Source organism: Arthrobacter sp. ISL-72 (assembly GCF_018613755.1).
Taxonomy (GTDB): domain Bacteria; phylum Actinomycetota; class Actinomycetes; order Actinomycetales; family Micrococcaceae; genus Arthrobacter.
The window spans coordinates 218,694-242,273 of the sequence record NZ_JAGGPP010000004.1; the positions used below are offsets into that span (position 1 = coordinate 218,694).

25 protein-coding genes are annotated in these 23,580 nt (G+C 62.2%); 1 reads left to right on the forward strand and 24 read right to left on the reverse strand.

Translation table 11 applies throughout. The features are described from left to right. Nucleotides 1-21 precede the first annotated feature (21 nt). From rplR to rpsJ, 17 genes are all read right to left on the reverse strand, one after another. On the reverse strand, nt 22-405 hold the full coding sequence (rplR, locus tag J7I92_RS03970) for a 50S ribosomal protein L18 (protein WP_214837602.1): 384 nt from the start codon (nt 403-405) through the stop codon (nt 22-24). A gap of 2 nt (nt 406-407) precedes the next feature. Then, nucleotides 408-944, reverse strand: coding sequence for a 50S ribosomal protein L6 (rplF, locus tag J7I92_RS03975; protein ID WP_214837605.1), 537 nt, complete (start codon nt 942-944; stop codon nt 408-410). 18 nt (nt 945-962) lie between these two features. Next, nucleotides 963-1,361, reverse strand: a complete 399-nt coding sequence (gene rpsH / locus J7I92_RS03980; RefSeq protein WP_137323512.1) for a 30S ribosomal protein S8 — start codon at nt 1,359-1,361, stop codon at nt 963-965. Between the two features lie 86 nt (nt 1,362-1,447). Beyond that, nucleotides 1,448-2,029 carry a 50S ribosomal protein L5 gene (rplE, locus tag J7I92_RS03985; protein ID WP_214837608.1) on the reverse strand — a complete coding sequence of 194 codons (582 nt, stop codon included), beginning with the start codon at nt 2,027-2,029 and terminating at the stop codon, nt 1,448-1,450. Beyond that, nucleotides 2,029-2,388: a 50S ribosomal protein L24 gene (gene rplX / locus J7I92_RS03990; RefSeq protein ID WP_056626626.1), complete on the reverse strand. Its 360-nt coding sequence runs from the start codon at nt 2,386-2,388 to the stop codon at nt 2,029-2,031. The genes rplE and rplX overlap by 1 nt, the downstream gene beginning before the upstream one ends. Before the next feature lie 3 nt (nt 2,389-2,391). Continuing rightward, nucleotides 2,392-2,760, reverse strand: a complete 369-nt coding sequence (rplN, locus tag J7I92_RS03995; protein ID WP_003803789.1) for a 50S ribosomal protein L14 — start codon at nt 2,758-2,760, stop codon at nt 2,392-2,394. A gap of 376 nt (nt 2,761-3,136) precedes the next feature. Beyond that, nucleotides 3,137-3,445, reverse strand: a complete 309-nt coding sequence (gene rpsQ / locus J7I92_RS04000) for a 30S ribosomal protein S17 (RefSeq protein ID WP_104172035.1) — start codon at nt 3,443-3,445, stop codon at nt 3,137-3,139. After that, nucleotides 3,442-3,771 (reverse strand): 50S ribosomal protein L29, encoded by a 330-nt coding sequence (gene rpmC / locus J7I92_RS24180; RefSeq protein WP_214837610.1) that lies wholly within the window; start codon nt 3,769-3,771, stop codon nt 3,442-3,444. The genes rpsQ and rpmC overlap by 4 nt, the downstream gene beginning before the upstream one ends. 2 nt (nt 3,772-3,773) lie before the next feature. Continuing rightward, a complete protein-coding gene (gene rplP / locus J7I92_RS04010) occupies nt 3,774-4,190 on the reverse strand; it encodes a 50S ribosomal protein L16 (RefSeq protein ID WP_090950930.1) in 417 nt (138 codons plus the stop codon). Then, nucleotides 4,191-5,021 (reverse strand): 30S ribosomal protein S3, encoded by an 831-nt coding sequence (gene rpsC / locus J7I92_RS04015; protein WP_214837613.1) that lies wholly within the window; start codon nt 5,019-5,021, stop codon nt 4,191-4,193. It abuts the gene before it with no gap. Next, the gene (gene rplV, locus J7I92_RS04020) at nt 5,022-5,387 is read right to left on the reverse strand and encodes a 50S ribosomal protein L22 (RefSeq protein WP_214837616.1); all 366 of its coding nucleotides are present in this window, start codon (nt 5,385-5,387) and stop codon (nt 5,022-5,024) included. It lies immediately after the preceding gene. Between the two features lie 38 nt (nt 5,388-5,425). Continuing rightward, nucleotides 5,426-5,707 (reverse strand): 30S ribosomal protein S19, encoded by a 282-nt coding sequence (rpsS, locus tag J7I92_RS04025; protein WP_018773666.1) that lies wholly within the window; start codon nt 5,705-5,707, stop codon nt 5,426-5,428. A 12-nt stretch (nt 5,708-5,719) separates the two neighbouring features. Then, entirely contained in the window at nt 5,720-6,559 is an 840-nt protein-coding gene (gene rplB / locus J7I92_RS04030) for a 50S ribosomal protein L2 (protein WP_104172031.1), read from the reverse strand. Nucleotides 6,560-6,588: 29 nt separating this feature from the next. Continuing rightward, nucleotides 6,589-6,894 carry a 50S ribosomal protein L23 gene (rplW, locus tag J7I92_RS04035; protein ID WP_011692807.1) on the reverse strand — a complete coding sequence of 102 codons (306 nt, stop codon included), beginning with the start codon at nt 6,892-6,894 and terminating at the stop codon, nt 6,589-6,591. Next, the gene (rplD, locus tag J7I92_RS04040; RefSeq protein WP_214837619.1) at nt 6,891-7,508 is read right to left on the reverse strand and encodes a 50S ribosomal protein L4; all 618 of its coding nucleotides are present in this window, start codon (nt 7,506-7,508) and stop codon (nt 6,891-6,893) included. Before rplD ends, rplW begins: the two co-directional genes overlap by 4 nt. 4 nt (nt 7,509-7,512) lie before the next feature. After that, entirely contained in the window at nt 7,513-8,163 is a 651-nt protein-coding gene (gene rplC, locus J7I92_RS04045; RefSeq protein WP_214837622.1) for a 50S ribosomal protein L3, read from the reverse strand. Nucleotides 8,164-8,180: 17 nt separating this feature from the next. Next, a complete protein-coding gene (gene rpsJ / locus J7I92_RS04050) occupies nt 8,181-8,489 on the reverse strand; it encodes a 30S ribosomal protein S10 (RefSeq protein WP_003803825.1) in 309 nt (102 codons plus the stop codon). A 386-nt stretch (nt 8,490-8,875) separates the two neighbouring features. Between rpsJ and J7I92_RS04055 the strand changes: the two genes are divergently transcribed. Then, nucleotides 8,876-10,306 carry a GH1 family beta-glucosidase gene (locus J7I92_RS04055; RefSeq protein WP_214837624.1) on the forward strand — a complete coding sequence of 477 codons (1,431 nt, stop codon included), beginning with the start codon at nt 8,876-8,878 and terminating at the stop codon, nt 10,304-10,306. A gap of 49 nt (nt 10,307-10,355) precedes the next feature. On the opposite strand, the gene J7I92_RS24185 is transcribed toward J7I92_RS04055, so the two are convergent. The 7 genes from J7I92_RS24185 to J7I92_RS04085 form a co-directional block, all read right to left on the reverse strand. Continuing rightward, nucleotides 10,356-10,481: a hypothetical protein gene (locus J7I92_RS24185; RefSeq protein ID WP_285290057.1), complete on the reverse strand. Its 126-nt coding sequence runs from the start codon at nt 10,479-10,481 to the stop codon at nt 10,356-10,358. A gap of 38 nt (nt 10,482-10,519) precedes the next feature. After that, entirely contained in the window at nt 10,520-14,626 is a 4,107-nt protein-coding gene (locus J7I92_RS04060; protein WP_214837627.1) for a hypothetical protein, read from the reverse strand. Between the two features lie 176 nt (nt 14,627-14,802). Then, nucleotides 14,803-15,993, reverse strand: coding sequence for an elongation factor Tu (tuf, locus tag J7I92_RS04065; RefSeq protein WP_102973690.1), 1,191 nt, complete (start codon nt 15,991-15,993; stop codon nt 14,803-14,805). A 247-nt stretch (nt 15,994-16,240) separates the two neighbouring features. Further along, nucleotides 16,241-18,355: an elongation factor G gene (fusA, locus tag J7I92_RS04070; protein ID WP_214837629.1), complete on the reverse strand. Its 2,115-nt coding sequence runs from the start codon at nt 18,353-18,355 to the stop codon at nt 16,241-16,243. A gap of 69 nt (nt 18,356-18,424) precedes the next feature. Then, nucleotides 18,425-18,895: a 30S ribosomal protein S7 gene (rpsG, locus tag J7I92_RS04075; RefSeq protein ID WP_011692813.1), complete on the reverse strand. Its 471-nt coding sequence runs from the start codon at nt 18,893-18,895 to the stop codon at nt 18,425-18,427. Nucleotide 18,896: 1 nt separating this feature from the next. Continuing rightward, on the reverse strand, nt 18,897-19,271 hold the full coding sequence (rpsL, locus tag J7I92_RS04080; RefSeq protein ID WP_011692814.1) for a 30S ribosomal protein S12: 375 nt from the start codon (nt 19,269-19,271) through the stop codon (nt 18,897-18,899). A 375-nt stretch (nt 19,272-19,646) separates the two neighbouring features. Continuing rightward, nucleotides 19,647-23,546 carry a DNA-directed RNA polymerase subunit beta' gene (locus tag J7I92_RS04085; protein ID WP_214837632.1) on the reverse strand — a complete coding sequence of 1,300 codons (3,900 nt, stop codon included), beginning with the start codon at nt 23,544-23,546 and terminating at the stop codon, nt 19,647-19,649. Between the last annotated feature and the right edge of the window lie 34 nt (nt 23,547-23,580).

Here is a 23,580-nt window from a genome sequence, read left to right on the forward strand (position 1 = left end):
TGTCCTTTTCGTTATTTTCGGTCACAGTGCAAGCCCACCTTCACGTGCGCCGTCAGCGACGGCGGCGATCCGGCCGTGGTACTTGTTACCACCGCGGTCGAAGACAACAGCTTCGATACCGGCAGCCTTGGCACGCTCGGCGACCAGTTCGCCAACGCGCTTGGCCTTGGCGGTCTTGTCACCGTCGAATGCACGAAGGTCGGCTTCCAGTGTGGAGGCGCTCGCTACGGTCAGGCCCTTGGTGTCATCGACAACCTGGACGAATACGTGGCGTGCGGAGCGGTTGACCACCAGGCGGGGGCGAACAGCCGTTCCGGAGATGCGCTTGCGGATACGAAGCTGGCGGCGGCTGCGCGAAGCAGACTTGCTCTTGTTCGTACGCTTCTTGTTAATTGCGATGGCCATGGTTACTTACCAGCCTTTCCGACCTTGCGGCGGATGACTTCGCCGGCGTAGCGGATGCCCTTGCCCTTATAGGGGTCCGGCTTCCGCAGCTTGCGAATGTTGGCAGCAACCTCGCCGACCTGCTGCTTGGAGATACCTGAAACAGAGAGCTTGGTCGGGGACTCCACTGCAAAGGTGATGCCGTTCGGTGCCGAGACGTTAACCGGGTGGCTGTAGCCCAGAGCGAACTCCAGGTCAGAACCCTTGGCCTGGACGCGGTAACCGGTACCGACAATCTCAAGCTTCTTCTCGTAGCCTGCGGTGACACCCTGGATCATGTTGGCGATCAGGGTGCGGGTCAGGCCGTGCAGCGAACGTGAGGCGCGCTCGTCGTTCGGGCGGGCGACAGTCAGGGTGCCTTCTTCCAGGGTGACCTCGATCGGGCTGGCCACAGTGTGGTTCAGCTCGCCTTTGGAACCCTTGACGCTGACGACAGAGCCGTCAACCTTGACCTCAACGCCGGCAGGAACGGTGATGGGGAGACGTCCAATACGTGACATTATTCTCTTCCTTTCCCGTTACCAGACGTAAGCGAGGACTTCGCCGCCCACGCCCTTCTTGCCGGCCTGCTTGTCAGTCAGGAGGCCGGAAGAGGTGGACAGGATTGCGACACCCAGGCCACCGAGCACGTGCGGCAGGTTGGTGGACTTCGCGTATACGCGCAGTCCCGGCTTGGAAATACGACGAACGCCAGCGATGGAACGCTCGCGGTTCGGACCGAACTTGAGCTCGAGGGTCAGCTTCTTGCCAACCTCAGCGTCTTCTTCTTTCCAGGAGGCGATGTAACCTTCGGCCTTCAGGATGTCGGCAACGCGTGCCTTGAGCTTGCTGTACGGCATAGACACGGTGTCGTGGTATGCCGAGTTTGCGTTGCGCAGACGCGTAAGCATGTCTGCGACGGGATCTGTCATGGTCATGTTGGGCTCTTGCCCTTCCTCATAACGGTTTCCGCCTTGCCATCCCCTGAGGGAAGCGGCAAGGCCGGACCTTCTATGTAGCTAGATTAAGCTTCGGTCTTGAACGGGAAACCAAGCGCCTTGAGCAGCGCGCGGCCTTCGTCGTCGGTCTTGGCGGTGGTCACAACCGTGATGTCCATACCGCGAACGCGGTCGATGGAATCCTGGTCGATCTCGTGGAACATAACCTGCTCGGTCAGACCGAAGGTGTAGTTGCCGTTGCCATCGAACTGCTTGCCACTGAGGCCCCGGAAGTCACGGATACGCGGCAGTGCCAGCGTGACCAGACGGTCCAGGAATTCCCACATGCGGTCCCCACGCAGAGTTGCATGTGCACCGATGGGCATGCCTTCGCGCAGCTTGAACTGTGCGATCGACTTGCGGGCCTTGGTTACCTGCGGCTTCTGACCGGTGATCAGGGTGAGGTCGCGGACGGCGCCGTCGATCAGCTTGGAGTCCTTAGCGGCATCTCCAACACCCATGTTCACAACGACCTTGACCAGACGGGGAACCTGGTTGACGTTTTCGTACTTGAATTCCTCGATGAGCGTGCTCTTGATGGAATCGGCGTACTTGGTCTTCAGACGAGGAACGATCTTCGTTGCCGGAGTCTCGAGAGTCTCAGTCATTAGATGTCCTTCCCGGAGCTCTTGGCCACGCGTACGCGCACTTCGCGCTTCACGCCATTGCGCTCAACGGTCTCGGTGCGGAAACCGACACGGGTGGGCTTCTTGGTGGAGGGGTCAACCAGAGCCACGTTGGAGATGTGGATTGAAGCCTCGACGACCTCGATGCCACCGGTCTTGGTGCCGCGCTGCGACTGACCGACCTTGGTGTGCTTGGTTACGCGGTTGATGCCTTCGACCAACACGCGGTTGGTCTCCGGGAATACGCGCAGAACCTTGCCCTGCTTGCCACGGTCGCCGCCGCGCTCAGCCTTGGCGCCAGTGATGACCTGAACGAGGTCACCCTTTTTGATCTTAGCCATGGACTAGAGCACCTCCGGAGCCAGAGAAACGATCTTCATGAACTTCTTGTCACGCAGTTCACGACCAACCGGTCCGAAGATACGGGTACCGCGGGGGTCACCGTCGTTCTTCAGGATCACAGCTGCGTTCTCGTCAAACTTGATGTAGGAACCATCCGCACGGCGGCGTTCCTTCTTGGTACGGACGATGACAGCCTTGACGACGTCGCCCTTCTTTACGTTGCCGCCCGGAATTGCGTCCTTGACGGTAGCGACGATGACGTCGCCAATGCCTGCGTAGCGACGGCCAGATCCACCGAGAACGCGAATGGTAAGGATTTCCTTAGCACCCGTGTTGTCGGCGACCTTGAGTCGCGACTCCTGCTGAATCACTATTTACTCCTTGCGTCGCGCTGGTTCTCAGACCGAAAATCTTCCTACGGAATGAGCCTTGCGGAACGGTTGATCGGGGTGTCTCTTGACCTGCCTGGATTTTGCCAGACCAGGCCTAAACTCCCGTGCCACCAGCATTTGCTTCCCAGGCGATTCCGACGGATCGGGGCGCAAGGGGGCACTATGCCGTGGCACGATTGTTTACGAGGTTGATGACGGCGCACGAAAGGCGCCATACAAACTCAAAATCTTAGCACGTTTTGGGCCAATCCCCATATCACAGCCGTGCCCGGTCCGCCTAGACGGAGAAACCCCCGCTCCCACAAGGGGAACGGGGGTTTCTCGCACAAACAACTTGGCAGCGCAGCTGCCGGTGTTACTTGGCCTTCTCGAGGATCTCCACCAGGCGCCACCGCTTGGTAGCGGACAGCGGGCGGGTCTCGGCGAGGAGAACGAGGTCGCCGATGCCGGCGGTGTTCTCTTCGTCGTGAGCCTTGATCTTCGTGTTGCGGCGGATGACCTTGCCGTAAAGGGCGTGCTTCACGCGGTCTTCGACCTGGACAACGATGGTCTTTTCCATCTTGTCCGAGACGACGTAGCCGCGCTTCGTCTTACGGTAACCGCGCTCGTCAGCCTTGGCTGCGTCGGAAACAGTTTCCGTCACGTTCTCGTCCTTTTCACTCACTTGGCATCCTCCTCGGTCTCAACCGTTTCAGCCTTTTCAGCCTTCTTGGTTGCAGCCTTCTTGGATTTCTTCTCTTCCTTGGCTTCCACAACCGGTGCGGCAACCTCGACACGAATGCCCAGCTCGCGCTCACGGAGAACGGTGTAGATGCGTGCGATGTCCTTCTTTACCGCACGCAGGCGACCGTGGTTCTCCAGCTGACCGGTGGCGGACTGGAAACGCAGGTTGAACAGCTCTTCCTTGGACTTGCGGAGTTCTTCAACGAGACGCTCGTTGTCGAAACCGTCCAGCTGTGCGGGTGCGAGATCCTTCGACCCTACTGCCATTTCTATTCACCACCTTCGCGACGCACAATGCGTGCCTTCAACGGGAGCTTGTGGATTGCCAGGCGCAGGGCCTCGCGAGCTACCTCTTCATTGACACCGGAGAGTTCAAAGAGAACCCGGCCCGGCTTGACGTTTGAGACCCACCATTCCGGAGAACCCTTACCGGAACCCATGCGGGTTTCGGCAGGCTTCTTCGTCAGCGGACGGTCCGGGTAGATGTTGATCCAGACCTTGCCGCCACGCTTGATGTGGCGGGTCATCGCGATACGGGCAGATTCGATCTGACGGTTGGTGACGTATGCCGGGCTCAGAGCCTGGATACCCCATTCACCGAAGGAGACCTGGGTGCCGCCCGTAGCAGCGCCGGAACGACCCGGGTGGTGCTGCTTACGGTGCTTTACTCGACGTGGGATAAGCATTTAAGCCTGTCCTCCTTCTGCAGCAGCAGGTGCTGCCTCAGCTGCCGGAGCCTCTGCAGCAGGTGCTGCCTCGGCGGCCGGGCGGTCGGTACGACGACGGCGGTCACCGCGGTCAGCGCCACCCGGGCGGCCCGGGCGGTCGCCGGAACGTCCGCGGGACGGAGCAGCAGCTGCCTGCTGGGCCAGTTCCTTGGACGTGACGTCGCCCTTGTAGATCCAGACCTTCACGCCGATGCGGCCGAAGGTGGTCTTGGCTTCGTAGAAGCCGTAGTCGATGTTCGCGCGGAGGGTGTGCAGGGGCACACGGCCTTCGCGGTAGAACTCCGAGCGGGACATTTCAGCGCCACCAAGACGGCCCGAGCAAGCGATACGGATACCCTTGGCACCGGCGCGCTGTGCGGACTGCATGGCCTTCTTCATTGCACGGCGGAATGCCACGCGGGAAGTCAGCTGCTCTGCAACGCCCTGGGCAACAAGCTGGGCTTCCATCTCGGGGTTCTTGACCTCGAGGATGTTCAGCTGGACCTGCTTGCCGGTGAGCTTTTCGAGCTCGCCGCGGATGCGGTCTGCTTCTGCACCGCGGCGGCCGATGACGATGCCCGGACGTGCCGTGTGGATGTCCACGCGGACACGGTCGCGGGTGCGCTCGATCTCAACCTTGGCGATGCCGGCGCGCTCCATGCCCGTGGACATGAGCTGGCGGATACGGATGTCTTCGCGAACGAAGTCCTTGTACCGCTGGCCGGACTTGGTGCTGTCAGCAAACCAGTGCGATACGTGATCGGTGGTGATGCCGAGTCGGAACCCGTGCGGGTTTACTTTCTGTCCCACTTAGCGAGCCTCCTCTTTCTCCGGGGTAGCGACTACCACGGTGATGTGGCTCGTGCGCTTCTTGATCTGAAATGCACGACCCTGGGCACGCGGCTGGAACCGCTTCATGGTCGGGCCTTCATCAACAAACGCTTCGCTGATGATGAGGTCACCTTCGTCAAACGCCAGGCCGTCGCGGTCCGCGAGGACCCGGGCGTTGGAGATTGCCGACTGAACTACCTTGAATACCGGCTCCGAAGCTGCCTGGGGGGCAAACTTCAGAATTGCCAGAGCCTCGTTCGCTTGCTTACCACGAACAAGGTTGACGACGCGCCGGGCCTTCATAGGCGTTACGCGGATGTGACGCGCAATTGCCTTGGCTTCCATTGCTTTCCTTCTCTCGTCTTTGACGTAAGTGCAGGCGCCTAGCGGCGCTTGCCCTTACGGTCGTCCTTGACATGGCCGCGGAATGTCCGCGTGGGAGCGAATTCGCCGAGCTTGTGCCCGACCATCGACTCGGTGACAAACACCGGGATGTGCTTGCGTCCGTCGTGCACGGCGATCGTGTGGCCGAGCATGTCGGGGACGATCATCGAACGGCGGGACCAGGTCTTGATGACGTTCTTGGTGCCCTTTTCGTTTTCCCTGGCTACCTTCACAAAGAGGTGCTGGTCAACGAAAGGACCTTTTTTCAGGCTGCGTGGCATGTGTCCAGGCTCCTATCGCTTGTTCTTGCCAGTACGACGGCGACGAACAATAAGCTTGTCGCTCTCTTTGTTGGGACGGCGGGTGCGGCCTTCGCGCTTACCGTTCGGGTTCACGGGGTGACGTCCACCGGACGTCTTACCCTCACCACCACCGTGCGGGTGGTCAACCGGGTTCATCGCGACACCACGGACGGTCGGGCGAACGCCCTTCCAGCGCATGCGGCCGGCCTTGCCCCAGTTGATGTTCGACTGCTCGGCGTTGCCGACCTCGCCGATCGTTGCGCGGCAGCGCACGTCAACGTTGCGGATTTCGCCGGAAGGCAGACGCAGCTGGGCGAAGCGGCCTTCCTTGGCAACGAGCTGGATCGATGCGCCGGCGGAGCGGCCCATCTTGGCGCCGCCACCCGGACGCAGTTCAACTGCGTGGATAACGGTACCCACCGGGATGTTGCGCAGGGGCAGGTTGTTGCCAGGCTTGATGTCAGCGTTGGCACCGGCCTCTACGAAGTCACCCTGGGACAGCTTGTTCGGGGCGATGATGTAACGCTTGGTGCCATCAACGTAGTGCAGGAGGGCGATGCGAGCCGTACGGTTCGGATCGTACTCAATTTCGGCAACGCGGGCGTCAACGCCGTCTTTGTCGTGGCGACGGAAGTCGATCAGACGGTACTGGCGCTTGTGTCCACCACCCTTGTGACGGGTCGTGATCTTACCGGTGTTGTTACGGCCGCCCTTTTTGGGCAGCGGACGTACCAACGACTTTTCCGGCGTCGACCGCGTGATTTCAGTGAAGTCCGCTACGCTCGAGCCACGACGGCCCGGGGTAGTCGGCTTGTATTTACGGATTCCCATAATTCATTTCCTCGTTAAAGTGGTCTCCGCTACGCGAGCGGACCGCCGAAGATGTCGATAGTGCCTTCTTTGAGGGTCACAATCGCACGCTTGGTGTTCTTGCGGGTTCCCCAGCCGAATTTGGTGCGCTTGCGCTTACCGGCACGGTTGATGGTGTTGATCGATTCGACCTTGACGGAGAAGATCTTCTCCACGGCCAGCTTGATCTCGGTCTTGTTCGAGCGGGGGTCCACCAGGAAGGTGTACTTTCCCTCATCGATCAGGCCGTAGCTCTTTTCCGATACGACGGGTGCAAGCACAACGTCGCGCGGGTCCTTGATGGTGGCTGCACTCACTTGGCATCCTCCTCGTTCTTTGCCTTGGCGGCAACGAATGCCTCGTAGGCAGCCTTGGTGAAGACTACGTCGTCAGAGACGAGCACGTCGTAGGTGTTCAGCTGGTCTGCGTACAGAACGTGAACATCTGCGAGGTTGCGCACGGACAGTGCTGCAACGTCGTTGGCGCGCTCGATGACAACGAGCAGGTTCTTGCGCTCGGACACGCCGCGCAGCGTTGCCAGTGCTTCCTTGGCGGACGGCTTGGTGCCGGCTACCAGTTCAGCAACAACGTGGATGCGGCCGTTACGGGCGCGGTCAGACAATGCGCCGCGCAGTGCAGCAGCAATCATCTTCTTGGGGGTCCGCTGGCTGTAGTCACGCGGGGTCGGGCCGTGGACAACGCCACCACCGGTCATGTGCGGAGCACGGATTGAACCCTGACGGGCGCGGCCGGTGCCCTTCTGCTTGAACGGCTTGCGGCCTGCACCGGAAACTTCAGCGCGGGTCTTGGTCTTGTGGGTACCCTGGCGAGCAGCGGCGAGCTGTGCAACGACGACCTGGTGCAGCAGCGGCACGTTGGTCTGTACGTCGAAGATCTCTGCAGGCAGGTCAACCTGGACAGTGTTAGCCATTGAACTAGGCTCCCTTCACGGCGGTGCGTACGAGGACGACCTGGCCGCGGGCGCCGGGAACGGCGCCCTTGATGAGGAGCAGCGACTTCTCGACGTCAACTGCGTGAACCGTGAGGTTCAGCGTGGTGTGACGAACGGCGCCCATGCGGCCGGCCATTTTCATGCCCTTGAAGACGCGGCTCGGGGTGGATGCGCCACCGATTGAACCGGGCTTACGGTGGTTCTTGTGTGCACCGTGGGAAGCTCCAACGCCGTGGAAGCCGTGACGCTTCATAACACCGGCGAAGCCCTTACCCTTGGTGGTGCCAACGACGTCGATCTTCTGGCCGGCTTCGAAGACCTCAACAGAGAGCTCCTGGCCCAGCTCGTACTCAGCAGCATCTGCGGTACGGAGTTCGACAACGTGGCGGCGAGGCGTGACGCCTGCCTTCTCAAAGTGACCAGCCAGCGGCTTGGTGACCTTGCGGGGATCGATCTGGCCGTAGCCGATCTGAACGGCGACGTAGCCATCAGCTTCTGCATTGCGCAGCTGGGTGATGACGTTTGAGTCAGCCTGGACAACAGTGACGGGGATGAGCTTGTTGTTCTCGTCCCAGACCTGGGTCATGCCGAGCTTCGTGCCCAGCAGGCCCTTTACGTTACGGGTTGCGGTCATAGTCTCTCAGCACCTCCCTACAGCTTGATTTCGATGTTCACGTCGGCCGGCAGGTCGAGACGCATGAGCGAGTCAACAGCCTTGGGCGTGGGGTCGATGATGTCGATCAGACGCTTGTGCGTGCGCATTTCGAAGTGCTCGCGGCTGTCCTTGTACTTGTGCGGAGAGCGGATAACGCAGTACACGTTCTTCTCCGTCGGAAGCGGCACGGGGCCAACTACCGTTGCGCCTGCGCGCGTGACCGTCTCAACGATCTTCCGTGCTGAAACGTCAATGACCTCGTGGTCGTATGACTTCAGCCGGATGCGGATTTTTTGTCCCGCCATGTCGCCTGACTCTCTTTCAGTCTGTGCTTCCCCTGATTGGGGCTGCCCTGTTCACTTACCTGTTGTATGGCTGCCGAAGCATTTGAAGTCGTAACTACCACCCGCCGCACAAGCTGAATCCGGAAGAATCCGGGTTCCTCAACCTGCCGGCGCAACCGACCCCCGCGGTCGGGCGTGTCGCGTAATGCACGCGTACTCGTCCGCAATTCCATGGGGAGTGGGTTATGTTTGGTCTCCTACCTGGACCCTGACACCCGGCATTATCCGGATCGGGACGCGAAGGAGCGCTTGAACAACTCATCTAGTATGCCGGATTTTGCGGGCAGAAGCGAATCAGGGCAAACCGGGTCATTGCCCTCAGCAACTGCCGAATGGATGATAGGGGCATGACAGTGCAGAACTCTGCGGCGCTGCAGAGCCTGGCCGAGCGACTGGACCCGGAATTCACCCTGGGTGTAGCCGCTGCCGCGTTCCAGATCGAAGGATCACTGAAGGCCGACGGACGCGGCCCCTCCGGCTGGGATGCCTTTGCCGAGAAGCCCGGCAGCATCCTGGATGGGCACTCCCCCGCAGTGGCCTGCGACCACTATAACCGCTCCGGCGAAGATGTTGCCCTGATGCGCGAGCTGGGGGTGGACTCCTACCGGTTTTCCATCTCCTGGCCCCGGATCCAGCCGGACGGCCGCGGCCCGTTCAACAGCCAGGGCCTGGATTTCTATGACCGGCTGATAGACCAGCTCCTCGCCGCCGGCATCTCACCAATGGCGACCCTATACCACTGGGACACTCCCCTACCGCTCGAGCAGGGCGGCGGCTGGATGAACCGGTCCACGGCCGACCGTTTCGCCGAATACAGCGCAGCCGCGGGAAAGCGCTACGGCGACCGCATTGTCCAGTGGGTCACCCTGAACGAGCCGGTTTCGGTAACCCTCAACGGATACGCCCTGGGCGTCCATGCGCCGGGCCACGATCTGCTGTTCAATGCCCTGCCATCAATCCACCACCAGCTGCTGGGGCACGGCCTCGCGGTCCAGGCCCTGCGGGGCGAAGGCGTCACCGGTGGCATCGGCGTCACCAATCTCCACTCCCCTGTCCGGCCGGCAACCGGCAAGCCGGGCGACAGGATGGTGGCCCGGATTTTCGACATTCTGATGAACCGTGTCTACGCTGACCCCGTGCTGCTGGGCCGCTACCCGAAGCTTCCGCTGGTGGTGCGGCCGTGGTTCCGTTCCATGGGCCGGATCTCCGACGCCGACCTCCGCACCATCCACCAGCCTTTGGACTTCTATGGGCTCAACTACTACTACCCGGTGAAGGTGGCCATGGGCCGGGGAACGGTCAGCATACCGGCGAACAATTCCGCAGTGGTTGCCCGCTTGCCGTTCCACGAAGTGGGCTATCCGGAGTACGAGACCACCGGGTTCGGCTGGCCCGTGGCCCCCGAACACCTCAGCATCCTGCTGCGCGAAATGAAGGACCGGTACGGCGATGCGCTGCCGCCGGTGTACATCACCGAGAGCGGGGCGAGCTTCCCCGAACCCGAGCACGTGACCGGCCCCATTGCCGACACGAAGAGAATTGAGTATCTGGCAAGCCACCTGGGCCACGCGCTGGCCGCGACGTCACCGGGCGGAGTGGCGGAGGACGTCAAACTCCTGGGGTATTACGTCTGGACGCTGCTGGACAACTTCGAGTGGGCAGCGGGGTATTCGCAGCGCTTCGGGCTGATCCATGTGGACTTCGAGACGCTGGAACGCACCCCCAAGGAATCGTTCTACTGGTTCCAGGCGTTGAGCAGGGCACGTTCCAGGCGTTGAGCAGGGCGCGGAAAGCCTGACGCCCGCTCTCTGTTACCGGCTCTTGTGGCTACTGGTTCTTGTTGGTTCGGTTGATGCGCTTGGCGCGGTCGATCTCGTGACGGAAATGCTTCTTGGCCCAAAAGACGCCGGCGACGACGGCCACGGCAACCAAGAGGAAAATGATCCAGCCCATGATGCTGTCCTTTCGTTGTCAGCAACCTTACCAAGGCTTCAGTACAAATGATCTTGCCGGCCGTCCGGGGCCGGCTGCCGTTCGGGCAGCGGTCCGCCCCCATCCGGTGCCGCCGGCTTGGCGCGTGCCAGCTTCCACAGGGCAAAGGCAATGAGCCCGACTGCTATCAAAGCCAGCAGCGCGAACGTGTAGGACCGAAGGGCCCACATCAGGCACAGTGCCACTCCGGCCGCACCCCACCAAACGAACATCCGCTCTCCGATGAGCAGTCCGGCAAGCAACAGCGCAGCGTGAAGGACCAGGACCCACAATTGTTGGCTTCCGGATCCGCCGAACAGTATGCCCAGGCCGCTCAGCCCAAGCAGTGCGGCCCCGGAGCCGAGAAGTGTGCGGCCCGCTGTCCTGAAGCCTGCGATGTATCGCAGCGCGGCCAGAACCGCGGCCAGCAGGACGTACCATTGCAGCGCCCAGAACGTGGCGTGCAGCTCGCCGTCCGTGAAAAGCACCGCCCGCTGCACCGCAATCGTCACCAGGAACGCGCCGGCTTCGAGGGTCAGTCTGCATATGCCGCGGGGCACCTCCCTCGCAACCAGGGCGACGGTCATGGCCACCAGCACGGCGGCCGTCTGGGAAGTGGCATCGTTCGGCGTTCCGGCGATGGCAGCAGCTGCCAGCCCAAGCGCCCCTGCACCGGCCAGTGTCCGCTGCCGCATGCCGTCATTCGTTTTGAGGACGAAGCTGCCACAGTAGAGGACCGACCCGCCGAGTCCGCAGCCGGCCAGCCACGGCAGATAGGCGCCCCAAACCCCCTCGGCGTCGCGGAACAGGGCGGCCGTGACCAGCGTGCTGCCCGCCAGGACCAGTACTGCCGCTGGCGGATACAGCATCGGCAAGCGTTCGACATGTGATGCGGTAAAGCCGGTTGCGGCCAGGACAAGGAGTGTGGCGCCGGTGATCCAGTCCGCAGCTTGGCCGGCTGTCAGCCCCGCCACAAAAGAGGGAACCACCGCTCCGGCCAGCCAGAACCACGCGTCCGCGCCGGCCACACGCACGCCGTCGGGGCGCCGTCGTCGTACGATCCCCGAGACGTTGAAGGCAAGTGATGCCGCGAGCAGCGTCAGGGGGACGCCGTCCCGACTGAGAAGCGGCTCGGCCAAAAGAGTGCCGGCGCCGAACTGTAAGGCCGGTCCCGACGCGACAACGCCGAATACGCCGGCGTACAAACACAGATAAATCGCGCCCCCCACTGCGAACAGCCGATGGGCTGCGAGTGCACCAAGAAGCAGCAACAGCAGCTCCACCAATACAACGCCACGGCCGCCCTCGCCAGGCAGGGTGGCGGACACGCCTCCGGCTTGAACGAGGTACAGGGCGGGCAGCAGCGCCTGCGCCCCCAGCGTGACCCAGACTGCGGCGTCCTGGAAGGGCACTTGCTCCAGCCGGTGGCGCATGGCCCAGCGGACAACGTGCTGGAAGGCCAATACGCCGGCGAACGTCAGCGATACCACCGTGACGGAGGTCGTGACGTCATAGCTGAGGACTATTGCCAACGCCGCGGTCAGCAAGCGTGCGGCGGCGAAGTACGTGCCCTTCAGCAGCGGCGGGTCCGCAGCGACAACCATGACGGCACTATAGACAGCGAAGATTCCCAGCAGGAGCTCGACGTCGGACAGGCGGCCGCCGCTGCTGACCAGCAGGACTGCGAGCATGGACGGCGCGAATGCTGCCGCCGCTGACAAGTCCCGGAAAACGTAACCGCAGGCCGCAGCGCTGAGTGCCATCACCGTGACAACGACAGTTCGCTGCCACTCCCCCGGCCCCGCTTCCATCGCCGCGGACGGGATGACCATGGACAGCGCCAGGGTGACGGTCTGCACCGCCAGGACCAGGGCGACGTCGGAAACCACGGCGTCCGGGGCGCGATCCCGGACTGCGGCGACCAGCGGGAAAACCAGCTGCAATCCCAGAACGGCGATCAGGACGGTGGCCACGGAGAGTTCTTCGCCGGCGAACATCAACGGACCGGAGACCTCCTGGAGCTGCACGTAAGCCATCACCAGCAGCAATGTTGCTGCGGCCCGGGCCATCCACCAGTATGCCCACCGGCGGGCGACGGCGGCGGACCGAAGCGCCGACGAACCCAGGTACAGGACCACCAGCAGCAGGAGCCCGTTGGCCAGACCCCGTGAAACGCCGGAGTAGGCAGTCAGGACAGCTGCGGCCGAGACTCCCAGCGGCAGAGCCTCGGCGACCGTAGGGCGCCAGGAAGTACCCGGGTCATCATCCGGGCCCGACTTAGGCAGCAGCAGGGTGCCAATCGCGAGCGAGGCCACAAGCTGAGCCGGCAGGGCTATGGTCGACAACAGGCTACCGGCCGTGGAGTCCGTGACGGACAGGGCCAGCAAGCACGCCGCCCCGGCGGCAGTGAACCCCGCCAGGGTGGGCACGGGGACCATGGCCATGGCGCCCATGCGCTCCGCCGCTGCCGACGCCAGCTGCTGCAGCACCAGGGCGAGCGAGAAAGCGAAGATGGCCGCGGCAAGCACTCCGTCGCTCGAGTCCATGATGGCAGCGGTCAGCGCCGGTACCGCCAACGTGCCAGCCAGCCGCCCGGCAAGGATAAAGTGCGGACGCAGGGGGGAACGGGGGTCCGCCAAACGCACGGCCCAAAAGAGTGTAGCCGCCGCCAGGATGTTAAAGACCAGCCACGGACCCAGAGTTGAGCCGGCAATCAGGCCTGTAGCCAGTGCTGCCGGAAGTGCCCATTCGGCCGTTTCACCGGCCGCCACAGCAATGATCATGCCCGTCGCTACGCTGGCAAGAACCGAAGTCAGCAGCAGATCTTCCCGGCCTCCGGATGCAGGAAGGAGCATGACCAAGATCAGTATCAGCTGCGCCCCCAAGGAGACGAACGAGTCCAGCGTCCAGTGCTGCCGTCCGCCCGGGGCGGGACACCAGCGCTGTAACCTGTCCGCCGTTGCGGCCACGGCAGCGGCCTGAATTGCGAGCAGGACCCCGGCCGTGAACAGGGCCCAGGTGACATTCCCGGTCAGATGCCACGCCCAAGCCGAGGCAGCCACTGTCAACGACAGCCGCGCGCCGTAGATCTTCAGGAGGCGGTGGCCGGCTCCCGGCGCTGCGGCTGCCAGACCCAAGTACGCTCCGCAGAGGGCCAGGATCAGCGCGAACTCGCCGCGGTCCAAACGGAGCGGCAAAACCGTTGCCGCAACAGCCACAGCGGGGACCACGATCGGATCCAGGACCATGATGGGACGCAGGAACAACGGTGCAACCCAGCCCGGCTTGGCCAGCGTCACCAGCGTCATCGCCACAGCGAAGCCGATCACCACCGCGAAGTACCAGACAAGGGAAGCACCCAACAGGGAGACGCCGGACCACGCCGTCGAAACCATAAAGGTGAAGGACAGGTACACCAGAACCCGGCTTTCGAGCCGTACCGCGGCCACGACGTATGCGAGCGTTCCAAAGACAGAAGTCAGGAGCCAGGCGAGTGGCCCGTCCTGCACGGCAAAGTTATACATGGCCAGGCCGGCGACGGGAACCAGTGCCAGTCCTGTTCCGGCGAATGCAACGGCGGCGGGCCGGAGCTTCGGCGCCTTGGCGTGCAGTGCCAATCCGGTTCCGTAGAACAGGGCAGTGATAAGGCAGACGCCGGCAAAACGCAGCACAGCCGGCAGCGCGGTCCCTACGAAGAGTGCGGCCGCTGCCACCAGCAAAAGACTGGCCACATAAAGAGTGACGTTGATGTTCTGGCGTTCGCGTCTCTCCTTGCGTGCCAGGAGTTCGGCCGGTGACTCCTTGTGGAGGGATCCGTAGCTGGGCGCCACGACGGGCGCGGGTGGTCCAATCCTGGTCCCGGAAAACTCCGTTCCGGCGAACCCGACCCGGGCCGGCTGCACTGGCGCGGGAAGGGTGGTGTCCAGCACGGCGGGGGCACCACTGTTGGGGGTCCGTTGCCCCGAGGCCGCGGCCACCGCGTCATGCCATCCCTGGACATGGCCGGCGTTGAAACCGGCCCGGTAGGCTTCGCCGGCTGTCGCTTTCAGCTGGCGGATGGAATTCCGGGAGCCTGCCAACAGCACCGCGGTGATGATGAGCAGAAGTGTGATGAAGGCAGGCCACATCTTGTTTCCTTTCGGTGTCATCGCCGCGGATCGGAGCCGTAAGCTACTTATCCAGCGATTGGATAAATAGTAGCCAAAAAACAGCCCCGCTGCGACATGCGCAGCGGGGCTGTTGATCAGTATCAGATGGCCGTCAGACGGCCAGCCGATTCTTCATCAAAACAGTTCAGCAAGTATTACTTGTTGATCTTGGTGACGCGTCCCGAACCAACGGTGCGGCCGCCTTCGCGGATTGCGAAGCCGAGGCCCTCTTCCATGGCGATGGGCTGGATGAGCGCAACGGTCATCTCAGTGTTGTCGCCAGGCATAACCATTTCCGTGCCTTCCGGCAGGGTGATAACGCCGGTTACGTCCGTGGTACGGAAGTAGAACTGCGGGCGGTAGTTGGAGTAGAACGGGTTGTGACGTCCGCCTTCGTCCTTGGAGAGGATGTAGACGTTAGCCTCGAAGTCGGTGTGCGGGGTGATGGAACCCGGCTTGACTACAACCTGGCCACGCTCTACGTCATCGCGCTTCAGACCGCGGAGCAGGAGACCACAGTTCTCGCCGGCCCATGCTTCGTCGAGCTGCTTGTGGAACATCTCGATACCGGTAACCGTGGTCTTCTGGACCGGGCGGATGCCGACGATCTCGACCTCAGAGTTGATCGCGAGGGTTCCACGCTCGGCGCGGCCCGTAACAACGGTGCCACGGCCGGTGATCGTGAAGACGTCTTCGATCGGCATCAGGAACGGCTTGTCGCGGTCACGTACGGGGTCCGGAACGGACTCGTCGACAGCAGCCATCAGGTCCTCAACGGACTTGACCCACTCCGGGTCGCCTTCCAGTGCCTTCAGGCCGGAAACGCGAACAACGGGTGCTTCGTCACCGTCGAAGCCCTGGGAGCTCAGGAGCTCACGAACTTCCATTTCAACGAGGTCGAGGAGTTCCTCGTCATCGACCATGTCAGCCTTGTTCAGTGCGACCAGCAGGTAGGGAACGCCAACCTGGCGGGCGAGCAGAACGTGCTCACGGGTCTGTGCCATCGGGCCGTCAGTAGCGGCAACCACGAGGATTGCACCGTCCATCTGAGCTGCACCGGTGATCATGTTCTTGATGTAGTCAGCGTGACCCGGAGCGTCTACGTGTGCGTAGTGGCGCTTCTCGGTCTGGTACTCAACGTGGGAGATGTTGATGGTAATGCCGCGCTGACGCTCTTCGGGAGCAGAGTCAATCGACGCGAAGTCACGCTTCTCGTTGAGAGTCGGGTACTTGTCGTACAGCACCTTGGAAATGGCGGCCGTCAACGTCGTCTTACCGTGGTCAACGTGACCAATGGTACCGATGTTAACGTGCGGCTTAGTCCGCTCGAACTTTGCCTTTGCCACAGGTTCCTCCTAGAACGTTTTCAAATGACTTACTCTCCGGCCGCGCTTGTCGCGGCAGAAACTCCAGTAAGTCTACTTGGGGGGCTTTGGATTGGTGAAATTGCAGATTCAGGAACTAATACTAGTCCCTCGAGCCTGTTCGTGCAGATGGCCGGCATCCGGGCTGGCCTGCTACCGGCCACCTGCACCGGGCTAGTTTCCGAATTCGGAAACGCACCCGAGTTTGTCGCTTTGAAAGTCCGGTGGACTACTCGCCGCGGGTCTTCTGGATGATCTCGTCGGCAAATGCCTTCGGGACCTCGGCGTAGCTGTGGAACGTCATGGAGTACACAGCGCGGCCCTGCGTCTTTGAACGCAGGTCGCCGATGTAGCCGAACATGCCGGACAGCGGGACGTGTGCGCGGATAACCTTGACGCCCTGGGCGTCCTCCATGGACTGCATCTGGCCACGACGGGAGTTGAGGTCACCGATAACTTCACCCATGTATTCCTCAGGGGTGCGGACCTCGACATCCATCAGCGGTTCGAGCAGGATGGGATTCGCCTTGCGTGCGGCTTCCTTGAAAGCCATACGGCCGGCGATCTTGAACGCCATTTCCGAGGAGTCAACATCGTGGTACGCGCCGTCGATCAGCGTGGCCTTGATACCAACAACCGGGTAGCCGGCCAGGACGCCGTCGTTCAGTGCATCCTGGATACCTGCATCAACAGACGGAATGTATTCGCGCGGGATACGGCCGCCAGTGACCTTGTTCTCGAACTCGTACAACTCGCCGTCGGAAGTGTCCAATGGCGCGATGGCGATCTGGATCTTTGCAAACTGACCCGAACCACCGGTCTGCTTCTTGTGCGTGTAGTCATGACGCTCTACACCACGCTTGATGGTTTCGCGGTAAGCAACCTGGGGCTTGCCCACGTTTGCCTCAACCTTGAATTCGCGGCGCATGCGGTCCACCAGGATGTCCAGGTGGAGCTCGCCCATGCCGGCGATAATCGTCTGGCCGGTGTCTTCGTTGAGGGAGACCTGGAAGGTCGGGTCCTCAGCGGAGAGCTTCTGGATGGCCGTGGAGAGCTTCTCCTGGTCACCCTTGGTGTTCGGCTCGATGGCAACCGAGATCACGGGCTCCGGGAAGCTCATGGACTCGAGGACAATCTGGTTGCTGGAGTCGCACAGGGTGTCGCCCGTGGTGGTGTCCTTCAGCCCGATCGCTGCGTAGATGTGGCCGGCGGTAGCGCCGTCGACGGGCATTTCCTTGTTGGCGTGCATCTGGAACAGCTTGCCGATGCGCTCCTTCTTACCCTTGGTGGAGTTGACCACCTGGGCACCTGCTTCGACGTGACCGGAGTACACACGGATGAAGGTGAGCTGGCCGAAGAACGGGTGGGCAGCGATCTTGAACGCCAGGGCCGAGAACGGCTCTTCGGAAGACGGCTTGCGCGTCAGTTCCTTCTCTTCGTCGCGGGGATCGTGACCGATCATCGGAGGGACGTCGAGCGGGTTCGGCAGGTAGTCGACAACGGCATCCAGCATCGGCTGCACGCCGCGGTTCTTGAAGGCGGAACCGCAGAAGACCGGGTAGATCTCGGAGTTGATCGTCATCTTGCGGATGCCGGCCTTGAGCTCGTCGATTGAGATCTCTTCGCCCTCAAGGTACTTCTCCATGAGTTCTTCGGAGGCCTCGGCAACGGCCTCAATGAGGGTTGCACGGTACTCTTCAGCCTTCGCCTGGAGGTCAGCCGGGATCTCCTGGACCTCGTACTTGGCCCCCATGGTGACGTCACCCTTGGCATCGCCGGGCCAGACCAGTGCACGCATGTACAGGAGGTCGACGACGCCGATGAAGTCGTTCTCGGCGCCGATCGGCAGCTGCATAACGAGCGGCTTGGCACCGAGGCGGCTGATGATGGTGTCGACGGTGAAGTAGAAGTCAGCGCCCAGCTTGTCCATCTTGTTGACGAAGCAGATACGCGGAACGTTGTACTTGTCAGCCTGGCGCCAAACAGTCTCGGACTGCGGCTCCACGCCTTCCTTGCCATCGAACACGGCAACTGCACCGTCGAGGACGCGCAGGGAGCGCTCAACCTCAACCGTGAAGTCTACGTGGCCGGGGGTGTCGATGATGTTGATCTGGTTGTTTTCCCAGAAGCAGGTCACGGCGGCAGACGTGATGGTGATGCCGCGTTCCTTTTCCTGTTCCATCCAGTCGGTGGTCGAAGCGCCGTCGTGCGTTTCGCCGATCTTGTGGTTCACACCTGTGTAGAACAGAATGCGCTCGGTGGTGGTGGTCTTGCCGGCATCAATGTGGGCCATGATGCCGATATTGCGGACCTTACTAAGGTCGGTAAGCACGTCCTGTGCCACGGTGTCTCCCTTTCGGATGGACTGCACGTTCGCCGCCGGCTCATCTGAGCCGGCGGCGTCCGGGAAGTATTACCAGCGGTAGTGTGCGAAGGCCTTGTTGGACTCGGCCATCTTGTGGGTGTCTTCGCGACGCTTCACAGCGGCACCCAGACCGTTGGAGGCATCCAGGATTTCGTTCTGGAGGCGCTCGGTCATCGTCTTTTCGCGGCGGGCCTTGGAGTAACCGACCAGCCAGCGCAGGGCGAGGGCGGTGGACCGGCCCGGCTTGACCTCAACCGGAACCTGGTAGGTGGCGCCACCGACACGGCGGGAGCGGACCTCAAGGGAAGGCTTGACGTTCTCCATGGCCTTCTTGAGGGCTGCAACGGGGTCGCCGCCGGACTTGGCGCGGGCGCCTTCGAGGGCACCGTAAACGATGCGCTCAGCGGTGGACTTCTTGCCGTCTACCAGCACCTTGTTGATGAGCTGGGTGACCAGCGGGGAGCCGTATACGGGATCTAGTACTAGCGGCCGCTTGGGGGCCGGACCCTTGCGAGGCATATTACTTCTTCTCCATCTTTGCGCCGTAGCGGCTGCGGGCCTGCTTACGGTTCTTCACACCCTGGGTATCGAGGGCGCCACGGACGATCTTGTAGCGGACACCCGGAAGGTCCTTCACACGACCGCCACGGACGAGCACAATGGAGTGCTCCTGGAGGTTGTGGCCTACACCGGGGATGTAGGCAGTGACTTCAACGCCACCGTTAAGGCGCACACGTGCAACCTTACGCAGAGCCGAGTTCGGCTTCTTCGGGGTGGTGGTGTAGACGCGGGTGCAGACACCGCGGCGCATCGGGCTGCCGTTAAGCGCGGGAGCCTTGGTCTTTTTGACCTTAGGCGTGCGGCCCTTACGGACCAGCTGGTTAATCGTAGGCACTCTCGTGTTCTCCGTTTTATCCGGAGCGGCCGCTGACAGCCGCTCTCCTTTTGCTTTGCCCCGCCGCCCGAGCTTTGAAGAATCTCCAGAGCAGCTGAGGCGAAGCCTTAATAGTCGGATCGCACACCGGGACTCTGACTTGCGTCATCATTGGCCCCTAGGCATGCAAAAATGTGGCACACGTTGCACAAGAACCCTGCAAACCGGAAACGTCGCTCTGGCCTAGCTTTTCAGCTCAGCCGGCGCACTCATCCACTGCCACAATAACAATTGGTATCCAGTCTAACATGGACGGCCGTCAGGCCTTAATCGGCGGTTAAACGGGGAGGGTCCCCCACCTTGCGGTGCGGGACCCTCCCTTGTCAGACTCTGCGGTTAGCGGAAGTCGCTGCCGAGATCGTAGTCATCCAGCGGGATGGCATGGAACTCGGGAGCTCCGTCGCCGCCCAGGGTGTCGTAGGAGAAGTCGCTGAATGCGCTGGGACCTGTGAACAGGTTGGCCTTTGCTTCTTCAGTCGGCTCCACCGTGACCTCCGTGTAGCGCGGGAGACCCGTGCCGGCCGGGATGAGCTTACCGATGATGACGTTTTCCTTGAGGCCGAGCAGCGGGTCGCTCTTGCCTTCCATGGCCGCCTGCGTCAGGACGCGGGTGGTCTCCTGGAAGGAAGCTGCGGACAGCCAGGACTCGGTGGCCAGGGACGCCTTGGTGATACCCATGAGCTCAGGACGTCCGGAAGCCGGAGTCTTGCCCTCGGACACTACACGGCGGTTGGCGTCTTCGAAGCGGCTGCGCTCGGCCAGCTCACCGGGGAGCAGGTCGGATTCACCCGATTCGATGACCGTCACGCGGCGCAGCATCTGGCGGACGATAACCTCGACGTGCTTGTCGTGGATACCGATGCCCTGGCTGCGGTACACGCCCTGGACCTCGTCCACCAGGAACTTCTGTGCAGCACGGGGGCCCATGATGCGCAGAACCTGCTTGGGGTCGACCGGACCGTTGATGAGCTTCTGGCCCACCGCGACGTGCTGGCCGTCTTCAATCAGGAGGCGTGAACGGCGCAGGACCGGGTAAGCGATCTCTTCGCTGCCATCGTCCGGGGTGATGACCAGGCGCATCTGACGCTCGGACTCTTCGATGGCGATGCGGCCGGCTGCTTCTGCAATCGGTGCGACACCCTTCGGAGTACGTGCTTCGAAAAGCTCCTGGATACGGGGCAGACCCTGGGTGATGTCTTCGCCACCGCTGGCGGAAACAGCACCACCGGTGTGGAACGTACGCATGGTCAGCTGGGTACCGGGCTCACCGATGGACTGTGCGGCGATGATGCCCACGGCCTCACCGATGTCCACGGTCTTGCCGGTTGCCAGTGAACGGCCGTAGCACAGGGCGCAGGTGCCGACGCTGGACTCACAGGTGAGTACGGAGCGGACCTTGACCTCGGTGATGCCGGCTGCGAACAGTTCGGCAATGACCACGTCGCCGCAGTCGGTGCCGGCCGGCGCCAGGACCTTGCCCGCGGAGTCAACGACATCCACGGCCAGGGTACGGGCGTACGCGCTGTTCTCGACATTCTCATCCAGCACCAGCTCGCCGTTGGCATCAGCCACGGCAATCGGAGTGACGAGGCCGCGCTCGGTGCCGCAGTCCTCTTCACGGACAATGACGTCCTGCGAGACGTCCACCAGACGACGGGTCAGGTAACCCGAGTTGGCGGTACGCAGGGCGGTGTCAGCCAGACCCTTACGGGCACCGTGCGTGGCGATGAAGTACTCCAGCACCGACAGGCCCTCACGGTAGGAGGACTTGATCGGACGCGGGATGATTTCACCCTTCGGGTTGGCCACCAGGCCACGGATACCCGCGATCTGACGGACCTGCATCCAGTTACCACGTGCACCGGAGGACACCATGCGGTTGATGGTGTTCATCGGCGAGAGGCTGTCGCGCATGACCTGGGCGATCTCGTTGGTCGCCTTGTTCCAGATCTCGATGAGTTCCTGGCGACGCTCGTCGTCGTCGATCAGGCCCTTGTCGTACTGGCCCTGGATCTTTGCGGCGCGCTCTTCGTAACCGGCAAGGATGACCGGCTTCTCGACCGGAACCTCGATGTCGGAGATGGCAACGGTGACGCCCGAGCGGGTGGCCCAGTAGAAACCGGCATCCTTCAGGTTGTCCAGCGTTGCCGCGGTAACAACCTTCGGGTAGCGCTCTGCCAGGTCGTTGACGATGCGGGACAGTTCGCCCTTATCGGCAACAGCCTCAACCCACGGGTAGTCCTCAGGCAGGGTCTGGTTGAAGATGACCTGGCCCAGGGAGGTTTCAACGAGAGCCGGCTGACCCTGCTCCCAGCCTTCCGGAGCTTCCCAGCCGGCGTAAGGGACAAAGCCCTCAAGCCGGATTTTGACCTGGGAGTTCAGGTGCAGCTCGTGCAGATCGAACGCCATGATGGCTTCCGAAACCGAGGAGAAGATCCGGCCTTCGCCAGCTGAACCGACACGCTTGGTGGTCAGGTGGTAGAGGCCGATGATCATATCCTGCGAAGGAAGCGTCACCGGGCGGCCGTCGGACGGCTTCAGGATGTTGTTCGAGGACAGCATCAGGATGCGTGCTTCAGCCTGGGCCTCGGGGCTCAGCGGCAGGTGGACTGCCATCTGGTCACCGTCGAAGTCAGCGTTGAAGGCGCCACAAACCAGCGGGTGCAGCTGGATTGCCTTACCTTCAACAAGCTGGGGCTCGAACGCCTGGATGCCGAGGCGGTGCAGGGTAGGTGCACGGTTCAGCAGCACGGGGTGTTCGGTGATGATCTCTTCGAGAACGTCCCAGACCTGCGGACGGTAACGCTCAACCATGCGCTTGGCCGACTTGATGTTCTGGGCGTGGTTGAGGTCAACCAGGCGCTTCATCACGAACGGCTTGAAGAGCTCCAGCGCCATCTGCTTGGGCAGGCCGCACTGGTGCAGCTTCAGCTGCGGACCGACGACGATAACCGAACGGCCCGAGTAGTCAACACGCTTACCGAGGAGGTTCTGGCGGAAGCGGCCCTGCTTGCCCTTGAGCATGTCGCTCAGGGACTTCAGCGGACGGTTGCCCGGCCCGGTGACCGGACGGCCGCGGCGGCCGTTGTCAAAGAGGCTGTCAACAGCTTCCTGAAGCATGCGCTTCTCGTTGTTGACGATGATCTCCGGAGCACCCAGGTCAAGCAGTCGCTTGAGGCGGTTGTTGCGGTTGATCACGCGGCGGTACAGGTCGTTGAGGTCGGAGGTCGCGAAGCGGCCACCGTCCAGCTGGACCATCGGGCGCAGTTCCGGCGGGATCACCGGGACGGCGTCCAGCACCATACCGAGGGGGCTGTTGTTGGTGGTCAGGAACGCGTTGACAACCTTGAGCCGCTTCAGGGCCCGGGTCTTGCGCTGGCCCTTGCCGTTGGCGATGATGTCGCGCAGTGAGTCCGACTCGGCCTGCATGTCGAAGCTCTCAAGACGCTTCTTGATGGCTTCGGCACCCATGGAGCCTTCGAAGTACATGCCGTAGCGGTCACGCAGTTCGCGGTAGAGGCCTTCATCACCCTCAAGGTCAGCGACCTTCAGGTTCTTGAAGCGGTCCCAGACCTGCTCAAGGCGCTCGATGTCGGCGTCGGCACGCTTACGCACGTTGGCCATCTGACGGTCCGCGGAATCACGGGCCTTCTTCTTGTCGGCAGCCTTGGCGCCTTCGCCCTCGAGACGGGCAAGCTCGTTCTCAAGGTCGCGGGCGATCGTGGCGATGTCGGAGTCGCGGTTGTCGACCAGCTGCTTCTTTTCGATGTCGTGCTCAACCTGCAGGTTGGGCAGTTCCTCGTGGCGGCTTTCGGTGTCGACGCTGGTGATCATGTAGGCAGCGAAGTAGATGACCTTTTCGAGGTCCTTCGGAGCCAGGTCAAGGAGGTAGCCCAGGCGGGACGGAACACCCTTGAAGTACCAGATGTGCGTTACCGGCGCAGCCAGTTCGATGTGGCCCATGCGCTCACGGCGCACCTTGGCGCGGGTGACTTCAACGCCACACCGCTCGCAGATGATGCCCTTGAAGCGCACGCGCTTGTACTTGCCGCAGTAGCATTCCCAGTCGCGGGACGGGCCAAAGATCTTCTCGCAGAAGAGGCCGTCCTTCTCGGGCTTGAGCGTGCGGTAGTTGATGGTTTCCGGCTTCTTAACCTCGCCGTAAGACCAGCCACGGATGTCTTCCGCGGTGGCGAGGCCGATCTGCATGAGGCCGAAGGAGGATTCGCTGGACATATGGTCCCTGTTCTCTCTTGTTCTCTAAATTCTG

Excerpts from the sequence above, each read along its gene's own strand:
- rplF (WP_214837605.1), bottom strand. The coding sequence starts at position 944 with ATGTCACGTATTGGACGTCTCCCCATCACCGTTCCTGCCGGCGTTGAG.
- J7I92_RS04085 (WP_214837632.1), bottom strand. The coding sequence starts at position 23,546 with ATGTCCAGCGAATCCTCCTTCGGCCTCATGCAGATCGGCCTCGCCACC.
- rpmC (WP_214837610.1), bottom strand. The coding sequence starts at position 3,771 with ATGGCAGTAGGGTCGAAGGATCTCGCACCCGCACAGCTGGACGGTTTC.
- rpsG (WP_011692813.1), bottom strand. The coding sequence starts at position 18,895 with ATGCCTCGCAAGGGTCCGGCCCCCAAGCGGCCGCTAGTACTAGATCCC.
- rpsS (WP_018773666.1), bottom strand. The coding sequence starts at position 5,707 with ATGCCACGCAGCCTGAAAAAAGGTCCTTTCGTTGACCAGCACCTCTTT.
- rplP (WP_090950930.1), bottom strand. The coding sequence starts at position 4,190 with ATGCTTATCCCACGTCGAGTAAAGCACCGTAAGCAGCACCACCCGGGT.
- J7I92_RS04055 (WP_214837624.1), top strand. The coding sequence starts at position 8,876 with ATGACAGTGCAGAACTCTGCGGCGCTGCAGAGCCTGGCCGAGCGACTG.
- rplE (WP_214837608.1), bottom strand. The coding sequence starts at position 2,029 with ATGACTGAGACTCTCGAGACTCCGGCAACGAAGATCGTTCCTCGTCTG.
- J7I92_RS04060 (WP_214837627.1), bottom strand. The coding sequence starts at position 14,626 with ATGTGGCCTGCCTTCATCACACTTCTGCTCATCATCACCGCGGTGCTG.
- rplV (WP_214837616.1), bottom strand. The coding sequence starts at position 5,387 with ATGGAAGCCAAGGCAATTGCGCGTCACATCCGCGTAACGCCTATGAAG.
- rplX (WP_056626626.1), bottom strand. The coding sequence starts at position 2,388 with ATGGCTAAGATCAAAAAGGGTGACCTCGTTCAGGTCATCACTGGCGCC.
- rplD (WP_214837619.1), bottom strand. The coding sequence starts at position 7,508 with ATGGCTAACACTGTCCAGGTTGACCTGCCTGCAGAGATCTTCGACGTA.
- rplB (WP_104172031.1), bottom strand. The coding sequence starts at position 6,559 with ATGGGAATCCGTAAATACAAGCCGACTACCCCGGGCCGTCGTGGCTCG.
- rpsH (WP_137323512.1), bottom strand. The coding sequence starts at position 1,361 with ATGACCATGACAGATCCCGTCGCAGACATGCTTACGCGTCTGCGCAAC.
- rpsJ (WP_003803825.1), bottom strand. The coding sequence starts at position 8,489 with ATGGCGGGACAAAAAATCCGCATCCGGCTGAAGTCATACGACCACGAG.
- rplC (WP_214837622.1), bottom strand. The coding sequence starts at position 8,163 with ATGACCGCAACCCGTAACGTAAAGGGCCTGCTGGGCACGAAGCTCGGC.
- rplR (WP_214837602.1), bottom strand. The coding sequence starts at position 405 with ATGGCCATCGCAATTAACAAGAAGCGTACGAACAAGAGCAAGTCTGCT.
- J7I92_RS24185 (WP_285290057.1), bottom strand. The coding sequence starts at position 10,481 with ATGGGCTGGATCATTTTCCTCTTGGTTGCCGTGGCCGTCGTCGCCGGC.